Origin of the sequence: Streptomyces sp. DSM 40750 (genome assembly GCF_024612035.1) — a bacterium.
In the GTDB taxonomy this organism is placed as follows: Bacteria; Actinomycetota; Actinomycetes; order Streptomycetales; family Streptomycetaceae; genus Streptomyces.
On the sequence record NZ_CP102513.1, the window covers coordinates 11,370,990 to 11,386,034 of the forward strand.

Annotated in this window: 10 protein-coding genes and 2 pseudogenes; 6 read left to right on the forward strand and 6 right to left on the reverse strand. The window is 70.6% G+C overall.

The window, feature by feature from the left end; translation table 11 throughout:
* Nucleotide 1: 1 nt before the first annotated feature.
* On the reverse strand, nt 2-3,700 hold the full coding sequence (locus tag JIX55_RS49925) for a nitrate reductase subunit alpha (protein ID WP_257561277.1): 3,699 nt from the start codon (nt 3,698-3,700) through the stop codon (nt 2-4).
* 400 nt (nt 3,701-4,100) lie between these two features.
* Between JIX55_RS49925 and JIX55_RS49930 the strand changes: the two genes are divergently transcribed.
* The gene (locus JIX55_RS49930; protein ID WP_257561276.1) at nt 4,101-4,937 is read left to right on the forward strand and encodes a DUF2249 domain-containing protein; all 837 of its coding nucleotides are present in this window, start codon (nt 4,101-4,103) and stop codon (nt 4,935-4,937) included.
* Between the two features lie 39 nt (nt 4,938-4,976).
* On the opposite strand, the gene JIX55_RS49935 is transcribed toward JIX55_RS49930, so the two are convergent.
* The 3 genes from JIX55_RS49935 to JIX55_RS49945 all read right to left on the reverse strand — a co-directional run bounded on the left by JIX55_RS49935 (nt 4,977) and on the right by JIX55_RS49945 (nt 7,057).
* A complete protein-coding gene (locus tag JIX55_RS49935) occupies nt 4,977-5,159 on the reverse strand; it encodes a hypothetical protein (protein ID WP_257561275.1) in 183 nt (60 codons plus the stop codon).
* A gap of 211 nt (nt 5,160-5,370) precedes the next feature.
* The gene (locus JIX55_RS49940) at nt 5,371-6,246 is read right to left on the reverse strand and encodes a GAF domain-containing protein (protein WP_257561274.1); all 876 of its coding nucleotides are present in this window, start codon (nt 6,244-6,246) and stop codon (nt 5,371-5,373) included.
* 388 nt (nt 6,247-6,634) lie between these two features.
* Entirely contained in the window at nt 6,635-7,057 is a 423-nt protein-coding gene (locus tag JIX55_RS49945) for a pyridoxamine 5'-phosphate oxidase family protein (RefSeq protein ID WP_257561273.1), read from the reverse strand.
* Nucleotides 7,058-7,379: 322 nt separating this feature from the next.
* Here JIX55_RS49945 and JIX55_RS49950 point away from each other — a divergent pair, with 322 nt between their 5' ends.
* The 3 genes and pseudogenes from JIX55_RS49950 to JIX55_RS51115 form a co-directional block, all read left to right on the forward strand.
* On the forward strand, nt 7,380-8,663 hold the full coding sequence (locus tag JIX55_RS49950; RefSeq protein ID WP_443046317.1) for an MFS transporter: 1,284 nt from the start codon (nt 7,380-7,382) through the stop codon (nt 8,661-8,663).
* Nucleotides 8,664-8,711: 48 nt separating this feature from the next.
* Nucleotides 8,712-9,188 carry a hemerythrin domain-containing protein gene (locus tag JIX55_RS49955; protein WP_257561272.1) on the forward strand — a complete coding sequence of 159 codons (477 nt, stop codon included), beginning with the start codon at nt 8,712-8,714 and terminating at the stop codon, nt 9,186-9,188.
* Nucleotides 9,189-9,493: 305 nt separating this feature from the next.
* Nucleotides 9,494-9,751 (forward strand): annotated as a pseudogene (locus JIX55_RS51115) (hypothetical protein); the annotation flags it as partial.
* Nucleotides 9,752-10,178: 427 nt separating this feature from the next.
* Here the strand turns inward: JIX55_RS51115 and JIX55_RS49960 are convergent.
* On the reverse strand, nt 10,179-11,636 hold the full coding sequence (locus tag JIX55_RS49960; RefSeq protein WP_306820144.1) for a DASS family sodium-coupled anion symporter: 1,458 nt from the start codon (nt 11,634-11,636) through the stop codon (nt 10,179-10,181).
* A 208-nt stretch (nt 11,637-11,844) separates the two neighbouring features.
* Nucleotides 11,845-13,584 (reverse strand): sensor histidine kinase, encoded by a 1,740-nt coding sequence (locus JIX55_RS49965; protein WP_257561271.1) that lies wholly within the window; start codon nt 13,582-13,584, stop codon nt 11,845-11,847.
* A gap of 345 nt (nt 13,585-13,929) precedes the next feature.
* Between JIX55_RS49965 and JIX55_RS49970 the strand changes: the two genes are divergently transcribed.
* Nucleotides 13,930-14,700: a GNAT family N-acetyltransferase gene (locus JIX55_RS49970; RefSeq protein ID WP_257561270.1), complete on the forward strand. Its 771-nt coding sequence runs from the start codon at nt 13,930-13,932 to the stop codon at nt 14,698-14,700.
* 91 nt (nt 14,701-14,791) lie between these two features.
* A pseudogene (locus JIX55_RS51800) lies at nt 14,792-14,906 on the forward strand (RNA-guided endonuclease TnpB family protein); the annotation flags it as partial.
* Between the last annotated feature and the right edge of the window lie 139 nt (nt 14,907-15,045).

The following is a 15,045-nucleotide window of genomic DNA, read 5'->3' on the forward strand; positions in this document are numbered from 1 at the left end:
GTCAGTACTCCACTTGCTGGCTGCGGCGGCGGATGACGGTGACCTCGTCGCGCTGGTTGCCGGTCGGGCCGTAGTAGTTGAAGGCGTAGGTGAACTGGGCGTAGCCGCCTGCGAGGTGGGTGGGCTTGAGCAGGAGCCGGGTGAGTGAGTTGTGGATGCCGCCGCGCTTGCCGCTGACCTCGGTCCTCGGGACGTTCACGTTGCGGTCCTGGGCGTGGTACATGTACACGGTTCCCTCGGGCATGCGGTGGGTGACCACGGCCCGGGCGGCGACGACGCCGTTGCGGTTGTACGCCTCGATCCACTCGTTGTCCTTGACGCCGATCTTCTCGGCGTCGGCGGCGGACATCCAGATCGTCGGGCCGCCGCGGGACAGGTCGAGCATGTACTTGTTGTCCTGGTAGTTCGAGTGGATGGACCACTTCGAGTGCGGGGTCAGATAGCGGACCGTGACCTCGGCCCGGCCGCTCTCGCCCAGGTGCTCGTCGCCGTAGTGCTTGGGCGTGTTCAACGGAGGCCGGTAGACCGGCAGTTGCTCGCCGAGTTCGGCGATCCAGTCGTGCTGGACGAAGAAGTGCTGGCGGCCGGTGAGGGTGTGCCAGGGCTTCTTGTGCTCGGTGTTGATGACGAACGGCGAGTAGCGGCGCCCGCCGGTCTCCGAGCCCGACCATTCGTACGACGTCATCACCGAACGGGGCTGGGTGCGCGTGTCGGCGAACGTGATCCGGTCGGCCTCGCGCTCGGAGGCGAGTTCGACCAGGCCCTCGCTGCCGGTCTGCCGCTCCAGCTCCCGGAAGCCCTCTGTGGCCAGGCGGCCGTTGGTGGTGCCGGACAGGGCGAGGATCGCCTCGCACATGTCGGAGGCGGTGGCGAGGGAGGGCCGTCCGGCGGCGATGCCGTCCCTGACGGTGCCGTTGCGGTGCCGGAGGTCGTCGATCTCCTGGTTCGGGTGGACGGTGACGCCCTTGGTGGTGGTGCCCAGCGTGTCGAGCAGCGGGCCGACGGCGCGCATCTTCTGCGCGATCGCGGCGTAGTCCCGTTCGATGACGACCAGATTCGGCATGGTCCGCCCGGGAACCGGCTCGCACTCGCCGGTCTTCCAGTCCCGCACCACCCCGCCCGGCTGGGCGAGTTCGTCCGGGGTGTCGTGCAGCAGCGGCACCGCGAGGACATCGGTGCGGGTGCCGAGGTGGTCGGCGGCCAGTTCGCTGAACTTGTCGGCCATCGTCAGGAACATGTCGTAGTCGGTGCGGGCCTGCCACGGCGGGGCGATGGCCGGGGTGAAGGCGTGGACGAAGGGGTGCATGTCGGTCGACGACAGGTCGTCCTTCTCGTACCAGGTGGCGGCCGGCAGGACGACGTCGGAGAGCAGGCTGGTGGAGGTCATGCGGAAGTCCATGGTGACGAGCAGGTCGAGCTTGCCCTCGGGCGCCTCCTCCCGCCACACCACCTCCTTCGGACGGCCCTCGGGCGGGGTCTCCTCGGAGCGGACCGCCGCGTCCGTGCCCAGCAGGTGGCGCAGGAAGTACTCGTTGCCCTTGCCGGAGGAGCCGAGCAGGTTGGCCCGCCACACGGTCAGCACACGCGGGAAGTTGGCCGGGTCGTCCGGGTCCTCGACGGCGAACCGCAGCCGCCCGGACTTCAGCTCGTCCACGATGTGCTCGGCGACCGGCCGGCCCGCAGCGGCTGCCTCGTCGGCCAGATCGAGGGGGTTGCGGTTGAAGCCGGGGTGACCGGGAGTCCAGCCCAGCCGCACGGCCTGCGCGAGTGTGTCCGCGAACGCCTTGCCCTTGAACCGGCCCTTCCCGAGCGGGGAAGCAAACTCGTCGGGCCCGAACGCCTCGTAGCGCCACTGGTCGGAGTTCAGATACCAGTACGAGGTGCCCGCCATGTGCCGGGTGGGCCGCTGCCAGTCGAAGGCGAACGACAGGTGCTGCTGTCCGGTGACCGGGCGGACCTTCTCCTGGCCGACGTAGTGCGCCCAGCCGCCGCCGTTGACGCCCTGGCAGCCGGTCATCGTGATCAGCGCCAGGAAGGCACGGTAGATGGTGTCGGAGTGGAACCAGTGGTTGGTGCCGGCACCCAGCGCGATCATGGACCGGCCGTTGGTGCGCTCGGCGTTGCGGGCGAACTCCCGGCCGATGCGGGCAGCCTGCTCCGCCGGGACCGAGGTGATCGTCTCCTGCCAGGCCGGGGTGTACGGCTCGGACGCGTCCTCGTACGAGGTGGGCCAGTTGCCCGGCAGCCCGGGGCGTGCGACGCCGTACTGCGCCAGCATCAGGTCGAAGACCGTGGTGACGAGCCGGCCGCCGACCCGGCGCACCGGCACCCCGCGCACCAGGACCGAACCGCCTTCCGTGCCGCCCTCGTCGAAGCGGGGCAGCGCGACCTCGGCCGTCTCCTCGGCCCGCTCCAGCAGGCTCAGTTCGGGTACCACGTCGCCCAGGTCCAGGTTCCAACGACCTCGCCCGGCTTCCCCCCACCGGAAGCCGAGCGAGCCGTTGGGGACCACGGGTTCGCCCGTGGCCCCGTCCAGGAGAACCGTCTTGGACTCGGCGTGCTCCGTGTCGTGTCCGAGGTCGGCGGCGGTCAGGAACCCGTCCGGGACGAGACCGCGGTCGTGCTCGCGCAGGGTCACCAGGAACGGGGCGTCGGTGAACTTGCGCATGTAGTCCTGGAAGTAGGGCACTTCGCGGTCGATCAGGAACTCGCGCAGGATGACGTGGCCCATGGCCATCGCCAGCGCCCCGTCCGTGCCGGGGTGCGGGGCGACCCACTCGTCGGCGTGCTTGACGTTGTCGGCGTAGTCGGGGCTGACCGCGACGACCTTGGTGCCGTTGTAGCGGGTCTCGGTGAGGAAGTGCGCGTCGGGCGTGCGGGTCACGGGGATGTTGGAGCCCCACATGATCAGATAGCCCGCGTTCCACCAGTCCGCCGCCTCCGGCACGTCCGTCTGGTCGCCGAAGACCTGCGGCGAGGCGATCGGCAGGTCGGCGTACCAGTCGTAGAACGACAGCAGCGTGCCGCCGATCAGCGAGTGGAACCGAGCCCCGGCCGCGAACGACGCCATCGACATCGCCGGGATGGGCGAGAAGCCCGCGACGCGGTCGGGTCCGTACGCCTTGACGGTGTGCACCTGGGCGGCGGCGATCAGCTCGCTGACCTCGTCCCAGTCGGCGCGCACCAGGCCGCCCTTGCCGCGAGCCCGTTTGTAGGAGCGGGCCCTGGCCGGGTCGCCGGTGATCTCGGCCCAGGCCGCCACCGGGTCGCCGAGCCGCTTGCGGGCCTCGCGCCAGAGCTTCAGCAACTCGCCCCGCACATATGGGTAGCGGACGCGGCTGGGGGAGTAGGTGTACCAGGAGAAGGAGGCCCCGCGCGGGCAACCGCGTGGCTCGTACTCGGGGCAGTCCGTGCCGATCGACGGGTAGTCGGTGGCCTGGTGCTCCCAGGTGATGATGCCGTCCTTGACGTACACCATCCACGAGCACGACCCTGTGCAGTTCACACCATGGGTGGAGCGCACCACCTTGTCGTGGGCCCACCGGTCCCGGTAGAAGCTCTCCCACTTCGGGTCGCCTTCGCCGAACACGGCGCGCCCGTCGGCCGACATCTCACGACGGGTCAACAGTCTGCGGGCCGCCAGCGGCCAGCCCGCACCTGTGGGCGACGCCTGGCGCCGTGCGCTCTGATCGTTCTCCATGGTTGGGAACGCTAGAAGCCGCAGGCCATGGTGCACCTGGGGCCGGCGGTCCCTGCCGGACGACCTTCCGGCCCTGTCTGGCCGGTTGCCATAGGGACCTTTGGTCCCCGTGCTGGGTCCGGTCGGCGGGGGAGTCGGCTGCGCCCGGCGTGCATGCTGGGCACTGATCGAACCGCGGATGCCCATCTGTACGACCGCATTCCGTGCCTGCCTGGCAGCCGATTCCCCCGTCCCCGGCCGCCGCAGGTACAGCGCGTACGGAGCGTGGCGCCCGGTTCGGTCGAGCGTCCGGCCGCTCACCGCGGCCGGACGCGGCATTCGCCCCGAGAGTCGGCACCCGGAATGCCGGCCCCACCCGCATCGACCGGCCGCGCCGGCCCGACCCGCTGGAGACACGACCATGAGCGTGCTCACCCTCGCCTCGAACCCTCAGGACGCCACAGCCCTTGAAGGCGCGGAGGCGCACCACGCCCGCCTGGCCGGGGAACTGGCCGGACGCGTGAAGATGCTGCTCACCGCCGTGGACCGCCGCGAGCCGAGCGCCGCTGAGAAGATCCACGCCGGGCTCGTGGCCTTCTGCGACCGCTCGCTGCTGCCGCACGCCGCAGCCGAGGAAGCCGCGCTCTACCCCGTCGCGCACGGCATGCCCGAGGCCCGCCTGCTCATCGAGAGCCTCATCGGCGAACACCGCTGCTTCACCGCCCTCGTCGACGCCCTGCGCGCCGCACCCAACCCGGCGGGCGCGGCGGCCGACGCGCGGGCCCTTCAGGTGCTCTTCGAAGAGCACGTGGCCAAGGAGAACGGCCTCGTCCTGCCTCTGCTCGCCATGGCGCCCGAGGTCTCCCTGGCTGCGCTGCTCGCGGACATGTACGACCGGCTCGCGAACGACACGCCCGCCAAGGGCGCCTACGGAACGCAGGGCACCGGGGAAGGACAGGACGTGCAGGAGGAGCGGACCGAGGAGACCGGCGGCTGCGGCGGAGCATGCGGCTGCGGCGCTGCGGAGGAGGAGGCCGAACCGGAGCTGGATGTGCGGGAGGTTCCCCACGCCCTGCGTCACGCCACGGTCTTCGGCGCGCTGGACGCCGTCCCGGCGGGCACCGCGATGGTACTGGTCGCCCCGCACGACCCGCTGCCGCTGCTCGCTCAGATCGAACAGCGCAGCCCCGGGGTCTTCTCGGTGGAGTACCTGGAACGCGGCCCGGAAGCCTGGCGGCTCCGGCTCAGCCACAGCTGACGAGCCACCCTCAACTCTCCGGCGCCGCACGGACTTTGCTCAATCCGGCATGCGGGCGCCCGCCGCACCCCAAGCACAAGGAACGCCCCAGCACACGAGGAACAGATGTGGACCTTCGGCGGCACCGCACCAGGCCCCACCCTGCATGGACAGGTCGGCGACGTCTTCGAGATCACCCTCGTCAACGACGACCACGGCATGGGCCACGGCATCGACTTCCACGCAGGCTCCCTCGCCCCCGACCGGCCCATGCGTTCAGCCCGGCGAGCGGCTGGTCTACCGGTTCCGTGCCGAGAGCTGAACGCTGCGGTCTCTCACGGCGCTTCGGGCCGAGGCCCACGGCGGACGGGCGCGAGGAAATCCCTGCTGCGCAGGCGCGTCCGGCTCTTCGGGTCGCCCGATCGCATTCCTGCCCGAGGTGAGGAAGTCGGGGTCAGGCCAGATCGACCTCGGCGCATACGACCGTATGCTCCAGACATTTGTCGACGCGGTACGGCGGCGTTCGTAGCGGCGCGTGGCGATACCGCCCCCGAGGGCCCGGCGCAGATGGGAGATCTCCGCCTTGAACGTGGAGGCGGTGACGGCACGGTCGCCGTACAGGACCGCGCGGAGCCTTTCCCCGGGTGTATCCGTCCGGTTCCAGCGCGAGCAGCGTGAGCATCTCCAGATGCCGGGGCCGCGGCAGAAGGGGTACGCCCTCGCGTACCGCTTTCTCGGTGCCCAGGCAGTGCAGCCGTGCCTGGGGCTGGTCTTCGCGGGACCGAAGGGGCGGTTCGGTACGGAGTTCAGCCTCGATGGCGGAGGCCAGACCGCGCACGGTGGACATGGCCAACGGAGGCGAGCGGTCCCAGGTGGTGGACAGGTCCAGGACACCGAGGACTTGCCCGTCGGGACCGTGGATCGGCGCGCAGTAGCAGGCCCAGCCGTGCAGTGCCGTCACCAGGTGTTCGGCGGAGAAGACGGTGCTGGGGCGGCCGGTGCGCAGTGCGAGGGACAGGGCGTTGGTGCCCCTGGTCTGCTCGTCCCACCGCCCACCCGGTGCGAAGTTGACCCGCTCGGCCCGTCGCCGCATGGTCTGTCCGCCGTAAGTCCACAGGATCGTCCCGGACTCGTCGGTGACCGCGGTGACGAATCCGGCGTCGTCGGCGACGCTGCGCAGTTCGTCGGCGAGGTCATCGACCGGTCGGCGCAGTGGCGATCGGGACCAGCGCTCGTGCACAGGGCCCCCTTCGGCAACGGGAGCGCTGTCCCGGCCGGGGTCCACGCTGGTCAGCGAGCGCGCCCAGGACTCGGCCACTTCGTGGCGCAACGGATCGCCACCGCTCGGTGGCGCACACAGGACCTTCGTCCGTGGCACCCGGCGGGACCACTCGTCCTCCAGGCCGGCCCTGCGCGCCGCAGTTCACCGTGCTGCCCCATGCGCTTCCCCTGTCGTCGAACGGGGACAACTGCCCGTTGTCCGCGATGACTTTGCATGCGTCTGTCCCTTCGGGTGGCCTCCCCGTCCGAACGGACAGGCCCGCGCCAGGGCCCCGCCCCTGTGCCTGGGCCGCGGTCTTGAGGTCCACCCTTCTTCTGCGTCGGCGCCCGGTCCTATCAGGTGCGCGGCGTACCCGCTGCCACCACCCCCACCGACCCCGCGGGCGATCGCGGCCCGCGCAGATCGAGGACCGTTGCCCGACCCGCTCTGCTGTGCCTCACGGATTGCCGCGCGCCCCGCTGAGCTCCCGGCCCGTGACCATCTCGGATTCGATCCGTACGAACACGGCGTCTTTCAGGGGCATCCAAGACGTGGGGCCGTCCTGGGACAGCCGCTCGTGCTCGGCGGGGTCGGTCACCATGGTGGCCCGGCCCGTGACGACCACGCTCCAGCCGGACCGCGTTGCCGCGTCGAACTCGTCCGCTTCGAAGGCGACCACGACGCCGTCGATGGCGCGTACGAGGTCCGAGTCCGGCGAGGTGCACAGCAGGACGGAGGCGTCCGTGTCCAGGGAGAAGTTGATGGGGAGGACCGCGGGCAGTGCCTGCCTGGTGTAGACCACGCGGCCGACCGGCACCTTGGCGAGCAGCCGCAGGCACTCCTGCCGGTCGAGTGAGCGAAAGGCGTCGTTCTGGGACATCAGTCCATCGTCCCCGCGGGAGCCGGGAGGGGATAGGGCCGACCGGCCCTATCCCCTCCCGGCTCCCGCGGGGACGGCCGATCGCAGCCGTTGTTTCCCGGGAGCCGCTCGGGCGAGGCGGTTCAGGGGCCTGTTTGGAGGGACGGCCGGGTCCGAACCCGGGGACCGTCTGTCCGCCGGTAGGGACGGATGGCCCATGCCCGCGGTGCGTCCTGATGCGGACAGTGGTGACGTGACGCCGTTCTGCAGGCAAGGGGGCCTGCGGTGCGCGTGCGATCCCGGTGGCGCAGTACCACCATGAAGCGGAAAGGGGACGGACAACATGGTCCAGCCGTTGGAGTCGAAGAGCGGTAGTTCACCGTCAGCTGGGTCGGTGTCCGGCCGGGCGTGGCTGATGCTGGCCCTGGCAACGGTCGGTTTCGCCGTGAACTTCTGGGCTTGGGCGCTGCTCAGCCCGCTCGGCCCCCGGTTCAAGGACGGCCTCGACCTGTCGTCGTTCGAGCAGTCGCTGCTGGTGGCGGTGCCGGTCGTGGTCGGCTCACTGGGCCGGATCCCGGTCGGCGCGCTGACCGACCGGTTCGGCGGCCGGGTCATGTTCCCGATCGTGTCGGCGGCCACCATCGTGCCGGTGCTCTACCTCGGCCTGGCCGGGTACTCCTCCCTCGCCGCCCTGCTGATCGGCGGGTTCTTCCTCGGCATCGGCGGCACTGCCTTCGCCGTCGGTGTGCCGCTCGTCAACGCCTGGTTTCCGCCCGAGCGGCGCGGTCTTGCCATCGGCGTCTTCGGCGCCGGCATGGGTGGCACCGCGATCAGCGCCCTGACCACGGTGAAGCTGGTCGACGCGGGCAGCATGTCCACTCCGTTCCTGATCACCGCCGCGGTCCTGGCCGTGTATGCCGTGGCCGCCGCGCTGCTGCTGCGTGACGCGCCCGGCCGCACCGTGCCGACCGAGCCCCTGGCCCGCCGACTGGCCGCCACCGTCCGGCTGCCCATCACCTGGCAGGCATCCGCGCTGTACGCGGTCGCGTTCGGCGGCTACGTCGCCTTCTCGGTCTACCTGCCCACCTACCTCAAGACCGGCTACGGCCTGACCCAGGCCGACGCCGCGAACCGCATGGCCGGGTTCGTACTCCTCGCGGTGGCGATGCGCCCGATCGGCGGCTGGTTGTCCGACCGGATCGGCCCCGTCCGGGTGCTGGCCGGCTCGCTGACCGCGGTCGTGGTCGGGGCGGTCGTGCAGTCGTTCACCCCCGCCCTGGCGCCGGTGGGCACCATCGCGTTCCTGGCCATGGCCGCCGCGCTCGGCGCGGGCAGCGGGGCGACGTTCGCCCTGGTGGCCCTGCGCACCCCGGCCAACCAGGTCGGCTCCGTCACCGGCGTGGTCGGCGCCGCGGGCGGACTGGGCGGCTTCCTGCCGCCGCTGGTGATGGGCTCGCTGTACGGAGCCTACGAGTCGTACGCGATCGGTCTCGTCCTGCTCGCGATCGTGGCCGCCGCGGCGCTGGCCTTCACCCTCACCGGTGTCCGCGCGGCGGCCGAAGGCGGCGAGAGGAAGCCGCGCACCGGCGGTCGGCGAGGGCACCGCACCGTCGGCACCATCGCGTAAGGGCGAGCGGCCCAGACCGGCAGGGAACGAAGGACAGGGAGAAGACCGGTGTGCGAGTACTGCGGCTGCCAGTCGCTGGCGTCGATCGACGAACTGACCCGTGAGCACGACGAGGTCGTCCGCCTGATCAGCCATCTTCACCCCGCCCGCCAGGACGGTGACGTGGACCGGATGGCTCAGATCGCCCGCGAGATCACTACCGTGCTCGACCCGCACACACGGGTCGAGGAGCACGGCCTGTTCCCCGCGATGGCACTGGACTTCCCCGAGCAGATCGCCGCCCTGGAGGCCGAGCACCGCCGCATCGAGGCGGTGCTGGCCGAGGCCGCCGACGGCGCGACGCCCTCGGACCCGACCTGGCCGAACCGGCTCATCGAGGCGATGGCCCTGCTGCGCGGTCACATCCTCAAGGAGCAGGACGGGGTCTTCCCGGCCGCGCTCGCCAACCTCAGCACCGAGGAGTGGGAAGCGGTCGAGGCTGTGCGCGCGAAGGCGGGCGGCGCCCTGTCCCGGCCGGCCGCCTGACCGGGCAGTGCTTCCGCCCACTCGGGGGCACACCATGCAGATCCCGCGCCCCCGCTCGGAATGAGCGGGGGCGCGGCGTTTGCAGGTGTGGGTATGGCATTGCGAAGCCCGGGTAACCGCCCCTGCACGCAGGCGATCTTCGCCAAACCGTGTGTTGGTCGTGGTGTGGCTGTTGACCCTCCGGGGGACGGCGGTCGTAGAGTCGTGTGCGGCCGGAACCGATCGCAATTCGAACGGGCCCGTGGCGCCCGGGGCGGAGTGGCACGGTGAGCACGGAGACCAGCCGGGAACAGACGCAGGCGGCCATGGACGGCGAATTGGCGGAGGCGCTGGTGCGCAGCCGCCGGTTCTTCACCAGGGCGGAGGTCTCCGACGATCTTCGCACTCTGCACGGGAAGGGCGGCCGGCAGGCGGACGATTTCTACCGGGATCGCTGGTCGCACGACAAGGTGGTGCGCTCCACGCACGGGGTGAACTGCACCGGCTCGTGCTCGTGGAAGGTGTACGTCAAGGACGGCATCATCACCTGGGAGGCCCAGCAGACCGACTATAGATCGTCGGGCCGCCCCGGGGTGGCGAGGTGTCCGTTGGTGGTGCCGGACAGGTGCTCGGCGACCGCTACGGCGAGACCGGCGCCGGTTCGCCGCCAACGCCGAGGAGCGGGGGCCGGAGTACCCGCGCCACAAGGGTGGCGGCGGGCAGCCACGACGTCGGAGACAGACCTGTGTCGGCCGAGTGATGCGCTGGTGCCGACAGTCGGGGCTGGTCGGGGCGGCACGTCAGATACGGCAGTTACCGGCAACTTGAGTACGTCATGCTGAGGTTGCTTCCGTTCCCTCATCGGCCTTTTCGCGGCATTCAGTCGACGCGGCCCCTCCTGGCCTCGTTCGCGGCTTCTTGCTGTCCGACGACTTCTGCCCAGGTCTCCGGCCCGTTCCGCAAGCAGAACGGGCCGGGAGGACTACGCACCAGGTCGGTTGGTCGTGTTGCTCACCAGTGCCCCAGGACCTTGAGCCAGACGGCTCCCACGCCCATCCAGATCACGATGTTGGCGCCGGCGGCGATCAGCCCGGTGCGCCACCATTCGGCGAGGGTGACGTACCCGCCGCCGAAGAGGACGGGGGCCGGCCCGGAGGCGTAGTGGGTGAGGCCGCCGTACAGGGAGCTGATGAAGCCGAGCACCAGGGCGGCCATCACCGGCGGGGCGCCGGTGGCGGTGGCGGCCGCCAGGAAGGCGGCGTACATCGCGGCCACGTGCGCGGTGTTGGAGGCGAACAGGTAATGGGAGAACAGGTAGACCAGCGTCAGGATCACGAAAGCGGTCCGCCAGCCCACGCCTGAGGTGGCATCGGTGATCGCGTCGCTGAACCAGCCGATCACGCCGAGTTCCTGGAGCTGGCCGGCCAACATCACCAGGACGGCGAACCACACCAGGGTGGTCCAGGCCGCCTTCTCCGCGGCCAGGTCGCCCCAGGTCAGTACGCCGGTGACGAGCAGCAGTGCCACGCCGGTGAAAGCGGAGACGGTGGCGGACAGGTCCCAGACCTGACCGCCGACCGACCACAGCAGGAGCAGCAGGACGAAGACGCCTGCCATGGTCCATTCCTGACGGGACATCCGGCCCAGCTCGGCGAGCTGAGCGCGGGCCTGGGCCGGGGCTTCGGGGGTGGCGCGGACGGCAGGCGGGAAGACGCGGTACAGCAGCGCCGGGAGCACCAACAGGGCCACCAGTCCGGGCACGAGTGCCGCGAGCGCCCAGGAGCTCCAGGTGAGGGCGATGCCGTGGTCGGCGGCGAGCTTTTGCACCAGGGGGTTGGCGGCCATGGAGGTCAGGAACATGGCGCTGGTGACCGTGTTGATCTGCATGGCGGTCACGCTGAGGTAGGCGCCGAGCTTGCGGCGGCTTTCGTCGCCGGGGTGCGAGCCGGCGTTGGTGCTGAGCGAGCCGATGACGGGGTTGATGACGCCGCCGGATCGGGCGGTGTTGCTCGGGGTGGCCGGGGCGAGCACCAGGTCGGTCAGGGTGATGCCGTAGGCCAGTCCCAGGCTGCTGCGGCCCAGGGCACGGACGAACAGCAGGGCGATGCGTCGGCCGAGGCCGGTCTTGGTGAATCCCAGCGAGATGAAGAACGCGGCCACGATCAGCCAGATGGTCGGCTCGGAGAAGCCGCCGAGCGCGACGTCCGGCTCCAGCGTGCCGGTGATCATCGCCGCTGTCAGGCCGACGAGGGCGACCGCGCCGAGCGGGAGCGGCTGCAGGATCAGGCCCAGTACGGTGCCGGTGAAGATGGCGAGTACCGCCCACCCGCCGGCCTTGATTCCGTCCGGCTGCGGTAGCAGGTAGACGGTCAGACCCGCGGCCACGGGAACGGCCCACTTCAGTGCCGTCCCTATCGTGGCGGCACGCGCCTTGACCGGGGCAGGGGGCGGCGCCGACCTGGCTGGTATTCCTTCTGTGTCCCGGAAGGGGCTCATCGTTGCCATCCCGTGGGTGGGGCCCGGCATGTCTCGGACAGCTCAGCCGGACCAGGGGCGAGTGTGCGCCTCCACGGTGACGTATGGCGATGAGACCGGGCGCGAGGCAACCGGCCCTCGTCGTTGGGCCGAACGGCACCAAGGAGGGAGCGAGTTGGTCCCGCCCCCCGGCCCCTGGGGCTCAGGCGTCCGTCTGCGTGGGGAGAGGCACGGTCCATTCCGCGATGGTGCCGGTGGGTTCGTTCGGCGTGAGAGTGAAGCTGCCGCCGAGGTCGGTGGCGCGCCGACCGAGGTTGTCCAGGCCGCTGCGCCGGGTGACGGCCGGGTCGATGCCGCCGCCGTTGTCAGCGACGCGCAGGTGGAGCCGCCGACCGTCCGTCTCGGCGGTGACCTCGACGCCGGTGGCGTGCGCGTGCCGGGCGGCGTTGGAGAGCGTCTCGCGCAGCACGGCGAGCAGGTGGTCGGCATGGTCCGCGGGTACGGCGGTGTCCAGCAGGCCGGTCATGCGCAGCGCGGGAGTGAAGCCGAGCACGTCGGCGGCCTGGTCGGTCTCGGCCAGAAGCCTTGAGCGCAGCCCGCCGCGGCTGTCGGAGCGGTCGCGCTCGTGTAGCGCGTAGATCGTGCCTCGTACGGTCTTGATGGTGTCGTCGAGGTCGTCGACCACGCGCTGGACGCGCTCGGCCACCTCGGGCCGGTCGGAAATCCGGCCGAGTACGGAATTGAGGGTCAGTCCGGAGGCGAACAGCCGTTGGATGGCAAGGTCGTGCAGGTCGCGGGCGATGCGGTCGCGGTCGGTCAGGACCACGAGGTGCTCGGCCTCGCGCCGGTGCTCGGCGATCTCCAGGGCGAGTGCGGCCTGGTCGGCGAAGCTGTCGATCATGGCCATGGTGGCGTCGGAGAACTCCGTACCGCCGGGCAGGTTGGCAACCTGCAAAACTCCGCGCACGTTCTCGCCGCCGCCCAGTGGGAGCAGGAACCCCGGTCCCAGGCCGAGCTGTGCCGCTGAACCGCCACCGGCCTGCGGCTCGGCGGACAGCGCACTGCTGCTGATCCGCTGGTTGGACTGGTAGACCTTCGCGGCCAGTGTGGTGGCCGGCAGGACCAGTCCTCGCACCTGCTCGGCGCCCTCGCCGTCCGCGGCCTCGATCACCAGCTCCTCGCCGCCGTCGAACCGTACGGCCAGCGTCACCAGGTCGGCGCCGGACAGCTGTCTGGCGGCTGCGGCGACCTGATGCAGAACCCGGTCCGGGTCGGTGCCCGACAGCAGGCTGCGGGTGAGTTCGCTGCTCGCCGCCAGCCACTGCTCCCGGCGCCGGGAGCCCTCGTACAGGCGGGCGTTGTCGACGGCCACACCGGCCGCGGCCGCGAGCGTACGCAGCACCGCCTCGTCATCGTCATCGAACTCCGCTCCGCCGCGCTTGTCGGTCAGATACAGGTTTCCGAAGACCTGGTCGCGCACGCGCACCGGCGCGCCCAGGAAGGTGGTCATCGGCGGATGTCCCGCGGGGAAGCCGACCGAGTCGGGGTGGCGGCCAAGGTTGGCCAGGCGCAGCGGCTCCGGCTCCTTGATCAGGAGCCCCAGGATGCCCTGACCCTCGGGATAGTGGCCGATGGTACGGATGGTGTCCTCGTCCATGCCGACCGTGATGAACTGCCGGATCTTCCCTTCCTCGCCCAGCACGCCGAGGGCCCCGTACTGGGCGTCCACCAGGGTGACCGCGGACTCGGTGATCCGCCGCAGTACAACGTCGAGATCCAGATCAGTGCCGATGGTGAGGACCGCGTCCAGCAGCGTGTGTACCCGGTCCCGGGCCGCGCGGACCTGCTCCACCTGCGCCTGCAGGCCCTCCAGCAATTCATCCAGCCGCAACTGGGGCGCCGCCGGGCCGCCCCTGCGCCCCTGTGCTGGACTCTCCGCCATTCCCGCTCCCTCCGGAAAAGGTGCCGTTGGCACCTCCTCATCATGCCCGAACGGCCCTGCCGGCACCCGAACGCCTGTGTTAGATGGCCGCCTCAGATCCTATGACCCTTTGACGTGTGGGAACGATGCGCGGCGTGAGATCCCAGCGGGCGCCGCCCACCGCACCCCCTCCCGGGGGCGTTCACAGCCGCCCCGCGGCGTGGATGCCGTTCGGCCGCTCCTCGGAGACGAACGGCCCTGGCCGGGGCGGCGGGATCGCACAGACCCTGGGGACATGGATGCAGGGAGCGTTCCGGCGACTGGCTCAGACGCTGCGGTACGCCGACCGTCGCGGTCAACAGCAGCGTGCTGGCGCTGCTGCGATCGCGGTGGCACGCGGTATGGGCCGGGCTGTGTGCGCTGTCGCTCCTGGGGCGTCGCACCGGGTGCCAGATGACACTGCCGGTTCTGTACGCGCGCGAGGGCTACCAGCTCGTGGTACTGGCGGGTCACGCCGCCGGCAAGCAGTGGTGGCGCAACTTCGCCCCACCCCGTCACCTCGGCGTGCTAGTGCCGTGGCAGGCAACGTTTGCCCTGTTGAGCGTGTGTGTGAGCGTTACGCGGGGACGAGGCCGTCCAACATCGGCGGTGTGGGAGGCTGATCCGATGCCTGGAGCCCTTCGCCGCTTGGACGCGCGGTTTTTCCCTGCGTGGCTCGAACGCAGTCGGGATGAGTACGCCAATGATCTTGTCGTCATGGGGCAGACGCCCGAGGATGCCTACCGGCATGCGGACGAAAGCATGGCTCGCTCGTTTCCCTCTGGTGCACCGGGTCCGGGGCACGTGGTCTTCGACGTGGTCGATGACGCCGGGGCAACCGTCGGTTACCTCTGGACCGGACCAGACACGAGCGACGACGCCGGCGCCTGGTGGATCTGGGACATCGTGATCGACGCTGAGAAGCGTGGTCGGGGCCTCGGGCGCACGGCCATGGTCCTCGGCGAGGAATACGCCCGGGCGCAGGGCGCTCATACTCTCGGCCTCAGTGTCTTCGGGTTCAACACGGGTGCCCGCGGCCTTTACGAGTCGCTCGGCTACGGGACGACCTCCGTCAAGATGCTCAAGAAACTCGGCTGAGGTCCAGGCAAGTCAGCCGGTCATCCCGCTCGCCGGCATCGGCCTCGGCCTGCCGGATCCAGCCGCGCAGGGCCTCGGGATGCACACCGAGACCACCCCCGGCAGCCGGGAGACCCAGGGCCCTGTTCGTGTGCAAGAACCCCGGCTGCGGATGGTCCGGCAACGCAGACCACAACGCGGCCCGGAACGTCTTGCACCGCTCCAGGTCTTGGGCCGCGTCTGACGGTGTGTGAGCCGGTCGCCAGCGCTGCAGGGCTTCCGCTGATTCCTGCGTGACGTCAGCGAACCAACTCGGGAACTCGCAGGACATCTGACTTCCTGGTGAGCGTCGAGCTCGACGCCGCA